19 protein-coding genes are annotated in these 17,791 nt (G+C 71.6%); 13 read left to right on the top strand and 6 right to left on the bottom strand.

All coding sequences use genetic code 11. The features are described from left to right. Positions 1-92: 92 nt before the first annotated feature. The 3 genes from FVS66_RS10580 to zapE form a co-directional block, all read right to left on the bottom strand. A complete protein-coding gene (locus FVS66_RS10580; RefSeq protein WP_187645462.1) occupies positions 93-1,460 on the bottom strand; it encodes an alkaline phosphatase PhoX in 1,368 nt (455 codons plus the stop codon). A gap of 377 nt (positions 1,461-1,837) precedes the next feature. Next, on the bottom strand, positions 1,838-2,266 hold the full coding sequence (locus FVS66_RS10575) for an OsmC family protein (protein WP_149180761.1): 429 nt from the start codon (positions 2,264-2,266) through the stop codon (positions 1,838-1,840). A gap of 69 nt (positions 2,267-2,335) precedes the next feature. After that, positions 2,336-3,406 (bottom strand): cell division protein ZapE, encoded by a 1,071-nt coding sequence (gene zapE / locus FVS66_RS10570; RefSeq protein WP_149180760.1) that lies wholly within the window; start codon positions 3,404-3,406, stop codon positions 2,336-2,338. A gap of 36 nt (positions 3,407-3,442) precedes the next feature. Here zapE and FVS66_RS10565 point away from each other — a divergent pair, with 36 nt between their 5' ends. The 5 genes from FVS66_RS10565 (at position 3,443) to FVS66_RS10545 (ending at position 7,622) form a co-directional block, all read left to right on the top strand. Beyond that, a complete protein-coding gene (locus tag FVS66_RS10565) occupies positions 3,443-4,225 on the top strand; it encodes a pyrimidine reductase family protein (protein WP_149180759.1) in 783 nt (260 codons plus the stop codon). A 118-nt stretch (positions 4,226-4,343) separates the two neighbouring features. Continuing rightward, the gene (locus tag FVS66_RS10560) at positions 4,344-4,814 is read left to right on the top strand and encodes an indole-3-glycerol phosphate synthase (RefSeq protein WP_149180758.1); all 471 of its coding nucleotides are present in this window, start codon (positions 4,344-4,346) and stop codon (positions 4,812-4,814) included. A gap of 43 nt (positions 4,815-4,857) precedes the next feature. After that, positions 4,858-6,252, top strand: a complete 1,395-nt coding sequence (gene murC / locus FVS66_RS10555) for a UDP-N-acetylmuramate--L-alanine ligase (RefSeq protein ID WP_149180757.1) — start codon at positions 4,858-4,860, stop codon at positions 6,250-6,252. Positions 6,253-6,278: 26 nt separating this feature from the next. Continuing rightward, positions 6,279-6,686: a peptide-methionine (R)-S-oxide reductase MsrB gene (gene msrB, locus FVS66_RS10550; protein WP_149180756.1), complete on the top strand. Its 408-nt coding sequence runs from the start codon at positions 6,279-6,281 to the stop codon at positions 6,684-6,686. Positions 6,687-6,701: 15 nt separating this feature from the next. Beyond that, on the top strand, positions 6,702-7,622 hold the full coding sequence (locus tag FVS66_RS10545; RefSeq protein ID WP_149180755.1) for a squalene/phytoene synthase family protein: 921 nt from the start codon (positions 6,702-6,704) through the stop codon (positions 7,620-7,622). Between the two features lie 144 nt (positions 7,623-7,766). On the opposite strand, the gene FVS66_RS10540 is transcribed toward FVS66_RS10545, so the two are convergent. Beyond that, positions 7,767-9,158: an SMI1/KNR4 family protein gene (locus FVS66_RS10540; protein ID WP_149180754.1), complete on the bottom strand. Its 1,392-nt coding sequence runs from the start codon at positions 9,156-9,158 to the stop codon at positions 7,767-7,769. Positions 9,159-9,281: 123 nt separating this feature from the next. Between FVS66_RS10540 and FVS66_RS10535 the strand changes: the two genes are divergently transcribed. The 5 genes from FVS66_RS10535 (at position 9,282) to FVS66_RS10510 (ending at position 11,846) form a co-directional block, all read left to right on the top strand. After that, complete coding sequence (locus FVS66_RS10535; protein ID WP_399225293.1) at positions 9,282-9,536, top strand: peptide-methionine (R)-S-oxide reductase; 255 nt, start codon at positions 9,282-9,284, stop codon at positions 9,534-9,536. 197 nt (positions 9,537-9,733) lie between these two features. Beyond that, positions 9,734-10,141 carry a TRADD-N-associated membrane domain-containing protein gene (locus tag FVS66_RS10530; protein WP_149180753.1) on the top strand — a complete coding sequence of 136 codons (408 nt, stop codon included), beginning with the start codon at positions 9,734-9,736 and terminating at the stop codon, positions 10,139-10,141. 27 nt (positions 10,142-10,168) lie between these two features. Continuing rightward, positions 10,169-10,459 carry a hypothetical protein gene (locus FVS66_RS10525; protein ID WP_149180752.1) on the top strand — a complete coding sequence of 97 codons (291 nt, stop codon included), beginning with the start codon at positions 10,169-10,171 and terminating at the stop codon, positions 10,457-10,459. Positions 10,460-10,867: 408 nt separating this feature from the next. Next, positions 10,868-11,329 (top strand): MarR family transcriptional regulator, encoded by a 462-nt coding sequence (locus FVS66_RS10515; protein WP_149180750.1) that lies wholly within the window; start codon positions 10,868-10,870, stop codon positions 11,327-11,329. Next, positions 11,301-11,846 (top strand): aspartate carbamoyltransferase, encoded by a 546-nt coding sequence (locus FVS66_RS10510; protein WP_262386915.1) that lies wholly within the window; start codon positions 11,301-11,303, stop codon positions 11,844-11,846. Before FVS66_RS10515 ends, FVS66_RS10510 begins: the two co-directional genes overlap by 29 nt. Positions 11,847-12,578: 732 nt before the next feature. Here FVS66_RS10510 and FVS66_RS10500 read toward each other — a convergent pair. Continuing rightward, positions 12,579-13,226 carry an HAD family acid phosphatase gene (locus FVS66_RS10500; protein ID WP_149180749.1) on the bottom strand — a complete coding sequence of 216 codons (648 nt, stop codon included), beginning with the start codon at positions 13,224-13,226 and terminating at the stop codon, positions 12,579-12,581. A 128-nt stretch (positions 13,227-13,354) separates the two neighbouring features. Here FVS66_RS10500 and FVS66_RS10495 point away from each other — a divergent pair, with 128 nt between their 5' ends. Both FVS66_RS10495 and FVS66_RS10490 read left to right on the top strand, forming a co-directional pair. Further along, the gene (locus FVS66_RS10495) at positions 13,355-13,990 is read left to right on the top strand and encodes a nucleoside/nucleotide kinase family protein (RefSeq protein WP_149180748.1); all 636 of its coding nucleotides are present in this window, start codon (positions 13,355-13,357) and stop codon (positions 13,988-13,990) included. A gap of 114 nt (positions 13,991-14,104) precedes the next feature. Further along, positions 14,105-14,956, top strand: coding sequence for a LysR family transcriptional regulator (locus FVS66_RS10490; RefSeq protein ID WP_149180747.1), 852 nt, complete (start codon positions 14,105-14,107; stop codon positions 14,954-14,956). 106 nt (positions 14,957-15,062) lie between these two features. Here FVS66_RS10490 and treZ read toward each other — a convergent pair whose 3' ends face one another. After that, the gene (gene treZ, locus FVS66_RS10485) at positions 15,063-16,826 is read right to left on the bottom strand and encodes a malto-oligosyltrehalose trehalohydrolase (protein ID WP_149180746.1); all 1,764 of its coding nucleotides are present in this window, start codon (positions 16,824-16,826) and stop codon (positions 15,063-15,065) included. 299 nt (positions 16,827-17,125) lie between these two features. Here treZ and FVS66_RS10480 point away from each other — a divergent pair, with 299 nt between their 5' ends. Further along, entirely contained in the window at positions 17,126-17,686 is a 561-nt protein-coding gene (locus tag FVS66_RS10480) for a DUF1707 and FHA domain-containing protein (protein ID WP_149180745.1), read from the top strand. Positions 17,687-17,791: the final 105 nt, after the last annotated feature.

Genomic DNA, 17,791 nt, shown 5'->3' with positions numbered 1-17,791 from the left:
TCGTGTCGGCGGCCCCCTCCCGCGAGGGCCGGGCCGACCGGCCGGCGTCCGCGACGCCGGCCACCCGTCGGCGGCCCGGCCGACCGGCTGCCTCAGCGCCAGGGGCCCGTGACCGCGAACGTCGTACCGGGCGCGTAGCAGTTCAGGTACATCGTCCGGCCGTCGGGGGAGAAGGCGACGCCCGCGAACTCGCCCCACTCCGGGGCGTCCTCCGTCCCTGTGTTCTGGGCGTTGCGGGCCATCGGGAACACCTCGCCGCTGCGCGTCAGCCCGTACACGTGCTGGGCGCCGCCGCCGTCCTCGCACACCATCAGGCCGCCGCCGGGTGCGAGGCAGATGTTGTCGGGCGACTCGCCGGGCAGCTGGACGTCGGTGTCCGGCCCGAACACGACGACCAGGGTGAGGCGGCACCGGTACGGGTCGTACCGCCACACCTGGCCGTAGTGGTCGGCCGCCGAGCCGGCGGAGGCGCGGGCGAAGCTGGAGACGAAGTACACGGACAGCCCGCCCCAGTAGCAGCCCTCCAGCTTCTGCGCGTGAGTGATGCCCTTCGGGCCGAAGTCCTGGAGCCGGATGGGTGTCCGCCGGGCCTGGCTGTCGGGTACCGGGACCCACGCGACGCCGTCGAAGCAGGCGCCCGGCTCCTGTACGGCGGACAGGTCGGGTACACCCGGTACGCGCATCGCCTCCAGGGCGCCGCCCGCGCGCAGCGATCCGGGGCCGCCGAGCGGCCGGTCCGGCAGGAAGCGGTAGAACAGCCCGAACGGCCGGTCGAAGGCGTCCTCCGTCTCGTACACGACCCCGCGGAGCGGGTCGACGGCGACGGCCTCGTGCTGGAAACGTCCCATGGCGGTGAGCGGTAAGGCTCCGCCGCGGCGAGGGTCGGCGGGGTCGACCTCGAAGACGTAGCCGTGGTCCTCGGTGTAGCCGTCGGTGCCGGCCAGATCCTCGGTCTCCTCGCAGGTGAGCCAGGTGTTCCAGGGCGTGCTGCCGCCCGCGCAGTTGACCGCGGTGCCGGCGAGGGCGACCCGTTCTTCCAGGACGCCGCCCCAGGCGTCGAGGGTGAGGGCGGTGCAGCCGCCTCTGGCGGCCGGGTCGTACGTCAGACCGGCGACGGCCGGGACGCCGAGGGCGGCCGTGGCCCTGTTCTCGTGGTTGCGGACCAGATGCACACGGCCGTGGCGGCCCGCGAAGGCGGCCATGCCGTCGTGCCGGCCGGGCACCTTGCCCTCGCCGGAACGGAGGGGGTGGCCCTCCCGGGACAGCACCCGGTAGCGGAAGCCGCGCGGGAGGTCGAGGAGGCCGGCCGGATCGGGCACCAGCGGGCCGTACCCGCGGGTCCCGGTGTGGGTGGCGGCGGAGGCGGTTCCGGCGAAGAGCTCGGAGACCGCGCCGCTGAAGGCGATACCGGCGAGTGCGGAGCCGGTGCGGGCGAGGACGTGACGTCGTGTTGCGGACATGGCAACTCCCTGTTGGCGGACAGGAATGACTGACGTGACGGATCCGCACACATGTATCACGCTGTGTGGCGGCAGGTGAACCATACGAACGGAGTTGCTTCCGAGGCCGCCGGTACATGCCTGCACGCACGGGTGCGCACCGGTACGCAGTCGTACGCAGTCACGCGCATCCGTACAGGCCCGTACTCGGCCGCACGCACCCATGCACACCCGTGCGTGCCCCGACGTGCCCCGACGTGCCCTGATGTCCCCGACGGCCCTGACGTGCCCGTACACGCCGGGCTGCGTCCGGCCCGTGGCCACCTGCCCGTACACACGGAACCGGCCGCCGCCCCTCCCCGGGGGCGGCGGCCGGACCGTCGGAGAACGCCCCTCGCTCAGCCCGCGAGCGACGCGGTGAGCGTGATCTTCGTACCCGTGAGCGCCTGGCTCACCGGGCAGTTCACCTTGGCATCCTCCGCGACCTTGGCGAAGGTGGCCTCGTCGATGCCCGGGACCTCGCCCTCCACGGTGAGGTGCACGCCCGTGATGCCGGTGCCGGGCTGGAAGGTGACGTCGGCCTTCGTGGTGAGCCGGGTCGGCGGGGTGCCGTTCCGGGCGAGGGCGCCGGAGAACGCCATCGAGAAGCAGCTGGAGTGGGCGGCCCCGATGAGCTCCTCCGGGCTCGTCATGCCGTTCGGCTCCTCGGCGCGCGCCGGCCAGGAGACCGGGTAGGAGCCGATGCCGGAGGAGTCGAGGGTCACGGTGCCCGTGCCCTCGGTGAGGTTGCCCTCCCAGACGGTGTGCGCGTGACGCGTGGTGGCCATGCCGGATCCCTTCGGACGCCGTACGACGCCAGGACGTGGACGGACGGTTGAGGCTTACGGCCCCCCAACTTACTGCGTGACCAGCCCCTTCGCGTCCCGCGCCAGGGCGGTGAGCCGGGAGATCGCCCGGAAGTACTTCTTCCGGTACCCGCCGTTCAGCATCTCGTCGCTGAACAGCCGGTCGAAGGCGAGCCCGGAGGCGAGCACGGGTATCTCCCGGTCGTACAGCCGGTCCGCGAGGACCACGAGCCGCAGCGCGGTCGACTGGTCGGGCACGGCCGTCACATCGGTGAGGCAGACCGCCGTCAGGTCGTCGGTCAGCGCCCCGTACCGGCTCGGGTGCACCCGGGCCAGGTGCTCCAGCAGGTGCGGGAAGTCGTCGAGGGAGGCGCCGGATGTCGCGTACGCCGCCTTCGTCACCTGCTCGTCGGAGTACGGCGCCGGTGCCTCGGGCAGCCCGCGGTGGCGGTAGTCCTCACCGTCGATCCGCAGTGGCCGGAAGTGCGCGGACAGGCCCTGGATCTCGCGCAGGAAGTCGGCGGCGGCGAACCGGCCCTCACCGAGCTTGCCCGGCAGTGTGTTGGAGGTGGCGGCCAGGGCCACGCCCGCGTCGACGAGCTTGCCGAGCAGCGTGGAGACCAGCACCGTGTCGCCCGGGTCGTCCAGCTCGAACTCGTCGATGCAGAGCAGCCGGTGCCCGCTGAGCGTCCGCACGGTCTGCTGGAAGCCGAGCGCGCCGACCAGGTTGGTCAGCTCCACGAACGTCCCGAACGCCTTGAGCGCGGGCTCCGCCGGAGTGGCGTGCCACAGTGACGCCAGCAGGTGCGTCTTGCCGACGCCGTACCCGCCGTCCAGGTACACCCCGCGCGGCCCCGTCGGTGCGGCGGGCTTCCGGGCGAACCAGCGGCGCTTCCCGGCCCCCGTCGCGTGCGCGCCGCCGAGCCCGTCGGCGAAGGAGCCGAGCACCTTGACGGCCTCGGACTGGCTGGGCTGGTTCGGGTCCGGGATGTACGTGTCGAAGCGCACCGCGTCGAAGCGCGGCGGAGGCACCATCTCGGCGACCAGACGGTCGGCGGGGACGTGCGGCTCACGGGCGCACAGGGACAGCGGGACCGCTTCGGTCAGGGCACTCGTCGACACGCTCCCCACTGTAAGCGCCGTGCCAGACTGCTCGACATGCGACGCCTGTTCCCTGTGACCGACCAGACACCGCCCGTTTCCGCCGGGGCTCCCGTGCCGGGAGATCACGAATGGTCCCTCGACGAGCTCGCGGATGCCTACGCGCACCCGCACGACCGCCCCTGGCTGCGCGCGAACATGGTGTCGTCCCTGGACGGCGCCGCCCAGCACGAAGGCCGCTCGGAGCCCATCTCGTCCGCCGCCGACATGCGGATCTTCGGCACGCTCAGGGCCCTGGCCGATGTGATCGTGGTGGGCGCCGAGACCGTACGGCAGGAGGGATACCGCCCGGCACGCGCGCGTGAGGCGTTCGCCGCGCGGCGCAGGAAGGCCGGACAGGGGCCCGCGCCCGCCATCGCGGTGGTGAGCGCCTCGCTGAACCTGGACTTCTCGCTGCCGCTGTTCACCGCGCCGCTCGTCCCGACGCTGGTCCTGACGGGTGCGGCGGCGCCACCCGACCGGGTGCGCGCGGCGGAGAAGGCGGGCGCCGAGGTGATCGTCGCGGGCGACGGGCCCGGGGTGGAACCGGAGCAGGCCGTGCGGGCACTGGCCGGGCGCGGGCTGAACCGGCAGCTCACCGAGGGCGGACCGCGACTGCTGGGCCAGTTCGTGGCGGCCGGGGTGCTGGACGAGCTGTGCCTGACCGTCGCTCCCCTGCTCACGGCGGGGGGCGCTCAGCGGATCGCGGGCGGGCCGTCCGTCGCCGTACCGGCGCGGTTCGCACTGGCGTCCGTGCTGGAGGAGGACGGTTTTCTCTTCACCCGGTACCGGCGGATCTGACACCGATCCGACAATCGAGCGGAATTTACCGTTCCGGTTACCTCGCGGTGGGCACACTTAACTTCGCAGACCCCGTGCGGGCACGGGGAAGGATGGTTTCCGCAGAAGGGCTCCGAAGGTGTTCACAAGCGTTCTGATGATCGAGAAACCGCTGTCGTCCGTTGACGTGGAATTCGTCACGACTCTGCACGGAGACGAGAGTGTCTCCTTCATCGTGCTCATGCAGCCCCGCGGTGACCAGGCCGACGCCCTGCTGCGCGCCATCGACGACGTCGCCATCGGCAGGCTCAAGGACGTCACCAAGGAAGGCGACGAGCTGTCCGCCAAGGACGGGCAGCGCCCCGTCGAGATCGCCCTGGAGCGATCGGTGCTGGCCCTGCGCGAGGCCGGCTGCCAGGCCGTCGGCCAGGTCGTCGAGGACCACCCGCTGGACAAGATGAAGGCCGTCGTGGAGGAGGCCGAGGCCGACGAGGTGATCGTGCTGACCGCCCCCCACTACGTGGAGGAGTTCTTCCACCGCGACTGGGCCTCCCGCGCCCGGCACAAGGTCGGCGTACCGGTGCTCAAGCTGTTCGCGCACAAGGAATAGGCTGGGCCCCCGCACGTACGACACACCCCCGGGGAGATCACGCATGGCACCCGCCATCCCTGCCGCCATGGAACGGCCGCACTTCATCGGCATCGGCGGCGCCGGTATGTCGGGCATCGCGAAGATCCTCGCCCAGCGCGGGGCCAAGGTCGCCGGCAGCGATGCGCGCGAGTCCGAGACCGCCGCGTCGCTGCGCGCGCTCGGCGCGACCGTCCACATCGGCCACGCCGCGCACCACCTGGCCGACGACGCCAGCTGTGTCGTCGTCTCCAGCGCCATCCGTGCCGACAATCCCGAGCTGACCCGCGCGCGCGAGCTCGGCATCCCGGTCGTGCACCGCTCCGACGCGCTGGCCGCCTGCATGAACGACCTGCGCGCCATCGCCGTCGCGGGCACCCACGGCAAGACCACGACCACGTCGATGCTGGCCGTCGCCCTCACCGAGCTGGGCCTGGACCCGTCGTACGCCATCGGCGGCGACCTCGCGGGCCCCGGCACCAACGCCCGCCACGGCGAGGGGGAGCTCTTCGTCGCCGAGGCGGACGAGAGCGACCGCAGCTTCCAGAAGTACGACCCCGAGGTCGCCCTCGTCCTCAACGTCGAGCTGGACCATCACGCCAACTACGCCTCCATGGACGAGATCTACGAGTCCTTCGAGGCGTTCGTCGCCAAGATCCGCCCGGGTGGCACGCTGATCGTCGGCGAGCACGCGGGCGCGCGGGAGCTGGCGGCCCGCGTCCGCGGCCGCGAGGGCCTGAACATCCTGACGGTGGGCGAGTCGGCAGACTCCGACGCCCGCATCCTGAAGATCACCCCCAAGGGCATGACCAGCGAGGTCACGGTCGCCCTGGACGGCACCGAGCACACCTTCACGGTCTCCGTGCCCGGGCGCCACTACGCCCACAACGCCGCCGCCGCCCTCGCCGCCGGCGTCCGCACGGGCATCGACCCGGCCGCCCTGGCCCAGGCCCTCACCGCGTACACCGGCGTCGGCCGCCGCCTCCAGCTCAAGGGCGAGGCCGCGGGCGTCCAGGTCATCGACTCGTACGCGCACCACCCCACCGAGATGACCGCCGACCTCGAGGCGATGCGCGCCGCGGCCGGCGCCGACCGCCGCCTCCTGGTGGTCTTCCAGCCGCACCTGTTCTCCCGCACCCAGGAGCTGGGCACCGAGATGGGCCAGGCCCTGGCCCTCGCCGACCGGTCGCTGGTCCTCGACATCTACCCGGCCCGCGAGGACCCGATCCCGGGTGTCACCAGCACCCTGATCACCGACGCGGCCGCCGCGGCGGGCGCCGACGTGACGCCGGTCCCCGCCAAGGACACGGTCCCGGACGTGATCGCGGGAATGACACGGCCCGGTGACCTCGTTCTGACCATGGGCGCCGGCGATGTCACGGACCTCGGCCCGAGGATCCTGGACCGCCTGGCGGACTGACCCGAGCCGAGGGAGCTGAGCAGACCATGCCGTACGACGTCGAGAAGCCGGACGAGCAGTGGCGCGCCGAGCTGTCCCCGCAGGAGTACCACGTCCTGCGCGAGGCCGGCACGGAGCCCGCCTTCACCGGCGAGTACACCGACACGAAGACCAAGGGCGTCTACTCCTGCCGCGCCTGCGGCGCCGAACTCTTCACCTCGGGCACGAAGTTCGCCTCCCACTGCGGCTGGCCGTCCTTCTACGATGCACACGACTCGGATGCGGTCGAACTTCTGGTCGACACATCACACGGGATGGTCCGTACGGAGGTCCGCTGCGCCCGCTGCGGCTCCCACCTGGGCCATGTCTTCGAGGGCGAGGGTTACCCGACCCCGACGGACCAGCGCTACTGCATCAACTCGGTCTCCCTGCGGCTCGTCGCCGACGAGGACTGAGCACAGGGGGAACGCATGTGGGGGCGCGTCCTGCGGCAGGCGGGCATAGCGGACCCGTCGCTGCGGCGCGACTACGCGCTTCAGCGGCGTGTGGTTGCCCGCTTCGCGCGAGCCGAGTACCTGGCCGTACGGCTTCTGCTGCCGTCGGCTCTCCAACCCGACGTCGTCGCGGCCGTCGCCTTCATGCACGAGACCGACAACCGTGTCGACCAGGGCGGGGCAGCCGAGCGGAAGGCGGCCCTGGCCGAGTGGACCGGGCTGGTAGAGAAGGCCTGTACCACCGGAGTCGCCGATCTTCCGGTGCTGCGTGTGCTCGCTCACACCGCAGAGCGGCACCCGGACATGCGGGCCCGTGTCGGGGACTTTCTCGACGGGGCCGCGCTGGAAGTCGCTTGGGAGGAGTTCGCCACCGAGGCGGAGTTCGACCGGTACGTCACCGGCTACTCACTGCCCGCCCTCATGCTCACGGCGGGCCTTCTGGCTCCTGCCGGGTCTCCCGGCCTGGACGAGTTCATCAGCTGCTGCGAGAGGCTGATCTCGGCGATGCAGCGTCTCGACTTCCTGGAAGACCTCGCGGCGGATCTCCGCACAGGGCGACTTGGCATCCCTGTGGAGGCCCTCGAAGACTGCGGCATCAGCCCGGACGACCTGCTGCCGGGCAGACCGCAGAGCCCGGCAGTCAACCGTCTGATCCAGACCCAGGCCGACGCCGCCGCGACCGCACTGGAGTCAGCGAGGCCGCTGGAGCATACGGTGAGCCCCGCGAACAAGCCCTTCATTCGCGCGCTGATCGGCGTGCAGCAGTTCCGTCTTGAGGCCGTACGCGCGGTCGGCGCCGGGCTCATCGAACGATCGTCAGGGCCTTCGGCGATAGGCAGCCTCTGCTTGCTGGCACGGGAGACTGCTGCACGGCGGCGGCACCGCAGCCGAGGATGACGCCCACGTCTGTGGAGTGACCCCTCCGCGCAGGCGGCTGCGGACGGGTTTCGTAACCGTGGCGTGGCCGAGTGCCCTGTGAGGCGCGGGTGCTGTGAGGCCAACCACGGCGCTCCGGCGAGTGGGACGCCGGATAACCACCGCCTACGCCACTGGACCGAGGTCGCCTTCGATGACGGTCTGGATGATCGGGGGCCGGTCCCAGAGGGCGAGGAGCTCGTTGGCGAGGTCCGCGACGGCCAGGGGATCCTCGCCGTGACGCACCTCGATGGCGGCTGCCGACAGGCTGCGCGGAACGGCTCCGGCGTCGATGAGGACGCGCCACTCCTTGGGCCCGAGCTCCAGGAACTCCAGCCCGGTGAGTTCGGCGATTTCCAGGGGGTCGGCGAGTGTGCCGACGTATGCGGTGAGGGTTCGCAGTCGCGGCAGGCCGGCCAGGGGAGCGAGGCTGAGCGGCGCACCGTCCCACACGCCGATGGACAGGACTTCCAAGCCCGGATGGACGGCCGCCTCAATGCTGCCCAGGCTCGATGTGTTGACCCAGGCCACGGTCGGCGGCTGCCGTTCTTCCCGGCGGGCGGGTTCCGCGCTGGGCCGGTCCAGGATCAGGTCGGTGAGGGAGTCGGCGACCAGCGCGGCGCCGACGCTCTCCTCGTGGGAGAGCATGATGACCTGCCCCGTGTGTCCGCGCGGGCCGGGCGTCAGATCGACGGCCAGCCGGTCGCCGCCGCCGTTGTCGCCGAAGACGATCCAGCCAGGTGAGCCGACCACCTGCTGCACGACGGCGTCGGGCCGGGTGTCGACCGCTTCCATCGCCGCGAACTGCCAGGGGCAGTAGCGAGTCGCTGCCTCGGCGACGTACAGGTCCTCCAGCCCGGAGAGCTCGCAGCGGACCTCTTTGGAGTGGTGCTGCGCCGCCTCGTAGTCGTCACCCCAATCCTCCCAGTCGGCCTGTGTCACTTGGTAGAGCGCCTTGAGCTCGTCGGGCAGCACGATGCCGAGGCGTGCCTCCGCGGCAGCGATCTCGGCCTTGGTGGCACCGACGGCGTCGGGTAGACGTTCTCGCAGCGTCTGCTCCAGCAGCGCCGGGTCCGCCGACGGCGCCGGCACCGCCGAAGGCACCGGATCGGGGAGACGGTGCCAGGGCTCGGGAAGGGAGCCCTCGACCAGGATGAGCGCCCCCGGGTGCGGGCCGATGCCAGGCTCCACAGCAGGGCTGGGCTTGAGTAGACGAAGCACGGTCTTCCCGGTGCGTGAGATCTCCACAGTGAACGAGACGGCATCGATGCCGTCCTTGAAGAGCGCGTTGCGCACCCGCTCCACCGCGTCGTACTCGTCCTGCATGTCCTCAACCTGGGCTGCTCGGCCCAGCGGCGGCATCCGTCGTGGGAGGGGCACACTCCAACCGCCCTGGCCGATGTCTCCCGCGACGCGACCGCCGGGGACAGCAAGGCGCTCCCCATGGGCGGCTCGCACGAGCCGCATCAGAGGCTCCCAGGTCGCGAAGTCGTGTGTCGAAGGGGTCTGGCCAACCATGCGCAGACCGTATGCGGTGCCACTGACACCGACTCTGTCGGGTCCGCGTGACTCCGGGCCCTTGCACAGCCGAGGACCCACGCCGAACCGAGGGACAGGGCCCCGACCGTGAGTTGTGTGAATATGCGAACCATGACGGCTGGCTGTCCTTCTACGACCCGAAGGACTCCGACGCTGTCGAATTCATCGAGGACCGCTCGTACGGTCCGTACGGAGGTCCGCTGCGCCCTCTGCGGCTCCCACCTGGGTCACGTCTTCGAGGGCGAGGGTTACTCGACCCCGACGGACCAGCGCTACTGCATCAACTCCGTCTCGGGGGTTGAGACTGGTAGGACCGCATGTTCAGGTGTCGCGTGTTCTCCGGCCGAATCGCGCTGACCGTTACTCTGTGTGCGTACTAGTCGCAGGCAGAGCATCGGCGTCCGGTTGCGTCAAGCTCTGCCTTGTCCGGCCACAGCAGCCTGCCGCAAGAGCAGTTGAGGCTCCCCCCCCCCGAGGGGACACAGGCCCCGGCGCAGGTGGCCCTCTCTCAGCTTCTCAAGGCCTACTACACCAAGGTCGGCCGACGAGCCGACGTGAGCTTCTTCGCCGCGATCGCAGCTGCGGTCCTGGGATATGTGATCATCGCGGCAGGGATTCTGGTCGGAATCTATCGTGCGGATGACCTGGTGCTGGCCGTGGTCGTGACCGCTGCTGGAGCCTTTTCCCAGGTCTTGTCGTTCTTCTTCTTCCGTAACCGTGCCGAAGAGCGGAGGATGATGATTCAGGTACTGGCTGACCTTCGTGAGGACGCAGAGCAGAATGCTCGGGCAGTGCGGGCTCTAGACCTCATAGAACAGATTCAGCAGCCACTGCTCAGGGACAACCTCACGGCAGCCGTTGCTCTGGAACTCAGCGGTGCCGCAGCTGACCTGAAGAGCATTCACGCCTCGCTGAAGCTCTTCGAGACCAACGGCGAATGCACTCAGCTCGGTTCTGCTTGAGCGTCGCGAGTTCCGCTGCCGAACGCAATGAGGGCCCGGGCCCGGGGGCACCGCTCCACGAGCAACCCCGCCCCGCTCGCCCAGCACCAGTGGCTCGCGCTGCTGCGACAGCTCGTGACCCGCGACGACGTGCCGCTCCAGGACCGCGTCGCCGCAGTACTCGTCCTTCTCTACGCGCAGCCGATCACCCGGATCGCCCGGCTCGGCACCGACGACGTCCAGTACAAGGACAGCGAGATCCTCGTCCGGCTCGGGGGCCCGCCGTCGCCCGTCCCCGTCCCCTTCGCCGGGATGCTGCTGGACTACCTGGGCCAGTGACCGAACACCAGGACCGCAGCTAACCCCGACGCCCGATGGCTCTTCCCCGGCCGCCGGGCCGGACAACCCATGACCCCGGACACTCTGGAACTCCGGCTCCTTCACCTGGGCTTCCCCACCCAGCGGGGACTCACGGCGGCGATCCGCCACCTCGTGCTCCAGGCCCCCGCACCGGTGGTCGCCCGAATGCTCGGCTACCACGACGACACCACCGCCCAACTCGCAGCCGAAGCCGGAGGAAACCTGGCACCACTATGCCGCTGGCAACCACTCACGGTGAGCACGAGCCTACGGCCGCAGCTGACCGCAGGAGGCCTTCGTCAGGCGGCACGACAAGGGACTGTGCAGACAACCGGAGATAGCTAGGGATAGTTGCAAGTCGGGACTAGATAGTTCTAGATTGCAACCATGTCTGATCTCGGTAGCGGCGACTCGGCGGAGGATTTCGCCGATGCCTTCGTTCACTTCGTCCGCGCGTTCGGCCTGCTGGACGCCGACCGCACGCCATGCGGCGCGGCGATGTCCACGGCCGAAGCGCACGCAGTCACCACCCTGCGCGCCGGGCGCATGCCCCAACGGGTGTTGGGTGAACGGCTGCACCTGACCAAGTCCACGACGAGCCGACTCGTGGACCAGTTGAGGGCACGCGGGTGGGTCGACCGGGTCGCGGATCCCGGGGACGGCCGCGTGCAGCTCGTGGGGCTCACCGACCAGGGCGAACGAGTGGCCGCCGACGTCTCCCGACGGCGCGCCGAGCGGCTCACCGAGTTGCTGGACCGCGTCCCCAAGGCGCAACGCCGCACAGTCATACGCACCCTGCACCTGCTGGAGGAAGCAAGCCATGACCTCGACCACCCGACCGGCACCTAAGGCCCCGTCCCGACGGCAGACTCGCGCCTCGTGGCGACGGCGCTGCGCTGCCGCGTTCGCCGCCGGTTCCCTTGGCGCCGCGCTGCTTGCCGGATGCGGGTCATCGAACGGTGAGTCCCGTCAAGAACAAGTCGCCCGGAACGGCGCCTCAGTGATGCCGTTCGACCTCGACCGGACGACACACCGGTTCATCCCGACGGCCGACGGCCTGCGGGAGGAAGTCGTCAGCGACGCCCCCGTGGACGCGGAACAGGTGCGCCTCATCCGTGAACACCTCACGCACGAAGCCGAACGCTTCCGCACAGGGGACTACGCCGATCCCGCGGCGATCCACGGAACCGCGATGCCCGGCCTTCAGCAACTCGCCACCGGGGCCAGGCGCATTGATATCACCTACACCGAACGATCCGACGGCGCAGCCCTCCAGTTCCGCACCGCGGACCCGACGCTCGTGGACGCCCTCCACCAGTGGGGCGCGGCCCAGACCTCCGACCATGGCGATCACGCAGAACACTGACAACAGGGCCCCCACGCCGGGCCATGGCTGCAACCCGGCTGCGAGACAGGACCGTTCACGCCTTTGCTGTCGACGACAGACACGCCGCAGTCCCGGCGCCGTCGGGGCAACCACGCCGTTCGCGCGGGCCGGCCGTCATCCTGCGTTCAGTCAAGTCGAACAGGAAGTCGATCCGGTGTGAGAGCGGCCGCAGTACCGAGTGCAGTGCTCGAAGCAGGGCCGCGACCTCGGGCAGATTCCAAGCGAGCTGCCGCACCGGCACTCGGTTCCACATTCGCCAGCAGCAGGGCCCCAGCGGCGCGGTCCGCTGCCAGCAGAGTGACGACCAACGGCATATCTGCCCAGGCTCGCAGGGCTTCGGCCTCCTCGCGGGCAATCACTGGCTCCGGCGTGAGCTTCAGCCACACCGGGGCACCAGAGTCACGCCGCAAGCAGCGGAACACCCGCGAGGTGCCTCCGCCACCGCTCTCTCGACATGTCCCCCGCAGGTAGTCGATGCAGTTCCTGCGCATCCTATGAGCACAGTCCGTGTACGCCCCACCATATTTCATGGTCACGGAGCGTGAAGAGCGGTCGCGTCGAACTACCCAATACAGCACTCAGGATCATCGACGCTTGCCCATCTCACACCCCCGTCTCGCTGCGGCTCGTCGCCGACGAGGACTGAGTCCGGGCAGCCCGGCCCGCGCGGACGGGCACCGGGCCGGAGCGCGGCCGGGCCGGGCCGGGCGGTCAGGACAGCTTGCCGTCGTAGTCCGGGAGCTTGAAGGTGCGCTCGGCGTGGCCCCCCGTCAGATCGCTGGGGCGGTTGCCGATGTTCGCGATGACGGTGTAGCCCTTCGCCTCGATCTCGGCGCGCTTTCCGGTCTTGTACGCGGCCACCTCCTCGAACAGATCGGGCAGGTCGCGGACGTACAGGCCGGCCACCGGGTAGCCCACGGCCTTCAGGTTGTGGGCGGTGAGGTCGTGGATGATGCCGGGACGGGCGGTGACGAAGAAGACGGCCACGCCGTGTGCGTGGGCGTAGCGTGCCAGGTCGAGGACCGGGCGGACGGCGGGGGTGGGGTACTCCCAGAAGTAGTGGAAGTCCGTCTCCAGGGATGTGTTGTCGATGTCCAGGACGAGCGCCAGCTTCTCGCCGGACCCGTTCGCGATGCGCTGCTCCAGGTAGGGGCGGGCGGTGTCGACGACCGCCGCCACGTCGCGCTGCCAGGTCGCGTAGTCGACGCCCTTGAGCTGGGCCAGGCCGCCGTGCGTCGCGGTGAGGGCGGGCGGCTGTGCGGGGGCCGCGGCGGTCACCTGGGCCGGCCAGGCGAGGGCCAGGGTCGCCGTGGCGGCCAGGGTGAGGCTCCAGCGCCGTGTGCCGCTTCGTCGATGCATGAGGTTCGCTCCTCGGTCGTGTCCAGTGGGGGGAGAGGTACGTACGCCTCGACATGCTCACGTCACATGGTGGACGGAATGCGGCGCTCCAGCTACCGCCTGGTAGCCACTAGTTGAGAGGCGGCACAATGTGCCGCATGGACGCGCAGCAGCTCGCCGGACTCACCGACCGCGCCCGTCGCCTCGCCGTACCCGGCACCCGGCGCATCCTGGGCCTGGCCGGGCCGCCCGGCGCGGGCAAGTCCACGCTCGCCGCCCGCCTGGTCGAACGGCTCGACGGGCTCGCCGCCCTCGTCCCCATGGACGGCTTCCACCTCGCGCAGGCCGAGCTGGACCGCCTCGGCCGCGCCGGACGCAAGGGCGCCCCCGACACGTTCGACGCCGCCGGGTACGCCGCGCTGCTCGCCCGGCTGCGCGCCGCGGAACCGGGCGTCACGGTCTACGCGCCCGCCTTCGACCGGGCGTTGGAGGAACCCGTCGCGGGCAGCGTCCCGGTCCCGCCCGACGTACCCCTCGTGGTCACCGAGGGCAACTACCTCCTGTACGACGACCCCGCCTGGGCGCCGGTCCGCGCCCTCCTCGACGAGGTGTGGTTCCTGGACCTGGACGACCGCTGCCGTGTCCGCCGACTCGTCGAACGCCACGTCCGCCACGGCAGGACCCGGGCCCGAGCCGAGCGCTGGGTCCACGACTCCGACGAGCCCAACGCCCGCCTCATCGCCCCCGGCCGCGCCCGTGCCGACCTCGTCGTACCACTCGACTGACGCCCGGTCGGCCCGGCACCGGCGATGGGCTGCCGCACGGCCCTCGGCCAAGTCCCCGGCCTCGCGACCGGCTCCCCGCGTCGGTGTGCCGCGGTCGCCGTTCAGACTGTGGGTATGGACCCCCACCTCCTGCGTACGTTCGTGACGGTGACCCGGCTCGGGTCGTTCTCGGCGGCCGCGCGTGAACTGGGCCGCGGCCAGGCCGCCGTGGCCCAGGACATCGCCGCCCTGGAGCGCGACCTCGGCCTGCCGTTGGTGACGCGGCGCCCCGTCGTTCCGACCCGGGCCGGGGCGCGGCTGCTCGAGTACGCCGGTCCCCTGTTACTGCGCCTCGACGCGGCGCGCGCGGAACTCGCCCGGATGGCCGGATCTCCCGCCGCGCACCTCACCGTCGTCACCGCCCCGCTCGCCGCCCTACCCCGGCTGCTCGCCGCGCTGCCCGGCACCGCCCGCGTCACCCTGCGCGTCGAGCCCCGCGACGCGGTGCCCGCCGCCCTCGCCGACGGCGCCGCCGACCTCGGCCTCGTGGACCGCGTGGCCGCGCCGGGCGGCCCGCCGGGCGGCATCCGGGTCGCCGAGGAACCGCTCGCCGTGCACCTCCCCGCCGGGCACGCCCTCACCGACCGCCCCGGGCTGCGTCTCGGCGACCTGACCGGCGCTCGCTGGCTGGACGCCCCGGCCGCCGGGCTGCCGCTCGACCAGTTGCGCGCCGCCCACGGCACGTACGGCTTCCGCCCCGCCGCCCTCCGCTACGACGGCACCGACGTCCGGACCTTGAGCGCCCTCGCCGCCGCGGGACACGGCCTGCTTCTCCTTCCGGTCACCGTCCCCGCCGCCCCCGGCGCCACCGCCGTCCCTCTCGTGGAACCCCGACTCGTCCACCACGTCGAACTCCTCCACGGCGGCGAACCGACCGGCCCTGCGGCGGAGCTGGCCGCCCGCCTCGGCGACCGGCCGGTCACGTGACCGGCGGTCAGCCGTCAGCCGTCAGCCGTCAGCCGGTCAGCCGTCAGCCGTCAGCCGTCAGCCGTCAGCCGGTCAGCCGGTCAGTCGGTCAGTCGGTCACGCGCGGTCACTCGTCCAGCAGCAGCACGCACGACTCCGCCGGCACCACCAGCTCCCCGCCGGTCCCCTCCGGCACCCGCACCGGCTCCCACGCCGCCAGTACCCGCACCCCGTCCCGGCCCAGCGGGATCCGCGCCGGCCGGTCCGCCAGGTTCACCGCGATCCGCACGTCCCCGCGCCGGTACGCGAGCCAGCGGGCCTCCTCGTCGTACGCGACCCGGATCGCCGCCAGGTCCGGGTCGGTCAGGTCCGGGAGGCCGGCCCGCAGAGCGATCAGGCGCTGGTGCCAGGCCAGCAGCCGGGCGTGCGGCTCACGCTCCGGCTCCGACCAGTCCAGGCACGAGCGGTCCCGCGTCACCGGGTCCTGCGGGTCCGGGACCTCCTCCTCCTTCCAGCCGTGCGCCGCGAACTCCCGCCGCCGCCCTCGCCGTACCGCGTCCGCCAGCTCCGGGTCCGTGTGGTCAGTGAAGAACTGCCACGGCGTCCCCGCACCCCACTCCTCACCCATGAAGAGCATCGGGGTGAAGGGCCCCGTCAGCACCAGCGTCGCCGCGCACGCCAGCAGGCCGGGGGACAGGGACGCCGAAAGGCGGTCGCCCTGCGCCCGGTTGCCGATCTGGTCGTGGGTCTGCGCATACGCCAGGAACCGGTGCGCGGGCGTGGTCTCCAGGTCCACCGGACGGCCGTGCGTACGGCGCCGGAACGTCGAGTACGTGCCGTTGTGGAAGAAGACCTGCCCCAGGGTCTTCGCCAGCGCGCCCAGCGGCTCCCGCGCGAAGTCCGCGTAGTACCCCTGCGCCTCCCCGGTCAGCGCGGTGTGCAGCGCATGGTGGAAGTCGTCGTTCCACTGCGCGTGCAGCCCGATGCCGCCCGTCTCGCGCGGTGTCGTGGTACGCGGGTCGCACCGGTCCGACTCGGCGATCAGGAAGTGCTCACGGCCCTGCTCGGCGGCCAGCTCGTCGACCGCCGCCGACAGCTCCTCGAGGAACGTCAGCGCCCGCGTGTCCGCCAGCGCGTGCACCGCGTCGAGGCGCAGTCCGTCGATCCGGTAGTCCTGCAGCCAGGCCAGCGCGCTGCCGAGCAGGAACGCCCGCACCTCGTCCGAGTCCGGCGCGTCCAGGTTCACGGCGGCGCCCCACGGGGTGTGGTGCGTGTCCGTGAAGTACGGGCCGAACGCCGGCAGGTAGTTGCCGGACGGCCCCAGGTGGTTGTGGACCACGTCCAGGACCACGCCCAGGCCGAGCCCGTGCGCGGTGTCGACGAAGCGCTTCAGCGCCTCCGGCCCGCCGTACGGCTCGTGCACCGCCCACAGCGACACCCCCTCGTACCCCCACCCGTGCCGCCCGGGGAACGGGCACAGCGGCATCAGCTCCACATGCGTCACGCCCAGCCGGACGAGATGGTCCAGCCGCCCGGCCGCCGCGTCGAGCGTGCCCTCCGGCGTGTACGTGCCGATGTGCAGCTCGTACAGGACGGCGCCGCGCAGCCCACGCCCCGGCGGCTCGTGGCGCCAGGTGTACGCGGTGTGGTCGACGACCGCGCTCGGCCCGTCGGGCCCGTCGGGCTGGCGGCGCGACCGGGGGTCGGGCAGCACCGGCCCGCCGTCGAGGGCGAATCCGTACCGCGCCCCGTCCGGGACGCCGTTCTCGCCGCCGACCGCCGCCATCCACCAGCCCTCGCGCAGCGGATCGGGCTCCAAGGGGTGCCGGGCACCCTCCAGTTCCAGTTCCACCCGCTCGCGCGCGTTCGGCGCCCACACCTCGAACAACACTGGCGATCCCCTCGTCGTCGGCCAGGTCCTCGGTACCGCGCACTCATCCTGGCAAGATCGAGATCGGGAAGCACGGCACTTCGCCGATCGGACGGCCGGCGAAGGAGGGAGAGTCGGCGGGAGGCCGGGGGAGGCCGGGGGAGGCCGGCGGGCGGGACGGACGGATATCCGGCCGGAGAGATGGCAGGTGAGATGGCAGGTGAGAGGGCGGGGGAGAGGGCGGGGGAGAGGGTGGGGGAGACGGCCGGGGAGGGCTCCCGTCTGGACACTTCGGGTCCCGGCGACCGACAATCACGTCTGTGACGTCGCCTTTTGAGTCCCAGACGCATCCCGCCCGGCTGTCGGACGCCGAGCGGGACCGCGCGCTGGAGATACTCCGCGAGGGCGCGGTGCAGGGAAAGCTGTCCCATGACACGTTCCTGCGCCGCATGGAACTCGCACTGGTCGCCCGCCGCTCCGACGAGCTGGCGGCGCTCACCGACGATCTGCGCGAGCACGGCGGCTGGTCGAAGCGGCTGTTCGGCGCGGTCGGACGGATGTCCTCGTTCACCGCACGGCTCGGCCGCGCCTGGCAGGCCGAGCGGCTGCCGAAGCTGCTCCTGCCCCAGCCGGGCCCGTACCCGCTGCGCATCGGCCGCGACCCGGTGAACGGGCTGCGGCTCAGCCACGAGACGGTGTCCCGGCTGCACGCCGAACTCAGCCTGCAGGGCGGGCTGTGGATGCTCCGTGACCTCAACTCCACCAACGGCACCACTGTCAACGGGCGCCGCGTGACCGGCACGGTCGTCGTCCAGCCCGGCGACATGGTCTCCTTCGGCCGGATGGCCTTCCTCCTCGACGACCGGCGCGCGCCGGCCTGACCCCCGCTTCCGCGCCGGGCGGCGCTCGTCCTCAAGCGCCGGACGGGCCGAAATCCAGCCCCGGTTCGGTAAGGGGCGGGGCAGGGGAAGAACAGCTCGGCCGCC

Origin of the sequence: Streptomyces sp. TRM49041, from assembly GCF_008271805.1 — a bacterium.
Lineage (GTDB): Bacteria > Actinomycetota > Actinomycetes > Streptomycetales > Streptomycetaceae > Streptomyces.
This window is presented reverse-complemented; position numbering and strand designations above follow the sequence as displayed.

Bases quoted from the DNA above. Each gene is read 5' to 3' on its own strand.
- FVS66_RS10580 (WP_187645462.1), bottom strand. From the start codon at position 1,460: ATGTCCGCAACACGACGTCACGTCCTCGCCCGCACCGGCTCCGCACTC.
- FVS66_RS10575 (WP_149180761.1), bottom strand. From the start codon at position 2,266: ATGGCCACCACGCGTCACGCGCACACCGTCTGGGAGGGCAACCTCACC.
- FVS66_RS10565 (WP_149180759.1), top strand. From the start codon at position 3,443: ATGCGACGCCTGTTCCCTGTGACCGACCAGACACCGCCCGTTTCCGCC.
- murC (WP_149180757.1), top strand. From the start codon at position 4,858: ATGGCACCCGCCATCCCTGCCGCCATGGAACGGCCGCACTTCATCGGC.
- msrB (WP_149180756.1), top strand. From the start codon at position 6,279: ATGCCGTACGACGTCGAGAAGCCGGACGAGCAGTGGCGCGCCGAGCTG.
- FVS66_RS10545 (WP_149180755.1), top strand. From the start codon at position 6,702: ATGTGGGGGCGCGTCCTGCGGCAGGCGGGCATAGCGGACCCGTCGCTG.
- FVS66_RS10540 (WP_149180754.1), bottom strand. From the start codon at position 9,158: ATGGTTGGCCAGACCCCTTCGACACACGACTTCGCGACCTGGGAGCCT.
- FVS66_RS10535 (WP_399225293.1), top strand. From the start codon at position 9,282: ATGCGAACCATGACGGCTGGCTGTCCTTCTACGACCCGAAGGACTCCG.
- FVS66_RS10525 (WP_149180752.1), top strand. From the start codon at position 10,169: ATGAGGGCCCGGGCCCGGGGGCACCGCTCCACGAGCAACCCCGCCCCG.
- FVS66_RS10515 (WP_149180750.1), top strand. From the start codon at position 10,868: ATGTCTGATCTCGGTAGCGGCGACTCGGCGGAGGATTTCGCCGATGCC.
- FVS66_RS10510 (WP_262386915.1), top strand. From the start codon at position 11,301: ATGACCTCGACCACCCGACCGGCACCTAAGGCCCCGTCCCGACGGCAG.
- FVS66_RS10500 (WP_149180749.1), bottom strand. From the start codon at position 13,226: ATGCATCGACGAAGCGGCACACGGCGCTGGAGCCTCACCCTGGCCGCC.
- FVS66_RS10495 (WP_149180748.1), top strand. From the start codon at position 13,355: ATGTGCCGCATGGACGCGCAGCAGCTCGCCGGACTCACCGACCGCGCC.
- FVS66_RS10490 (WP_149180747.1), top strand. From the start codon at position 14,105: ATGGACCCCCACCTCCTGCGTACGTTCGTGACGGTGACCCGGCTCGGG.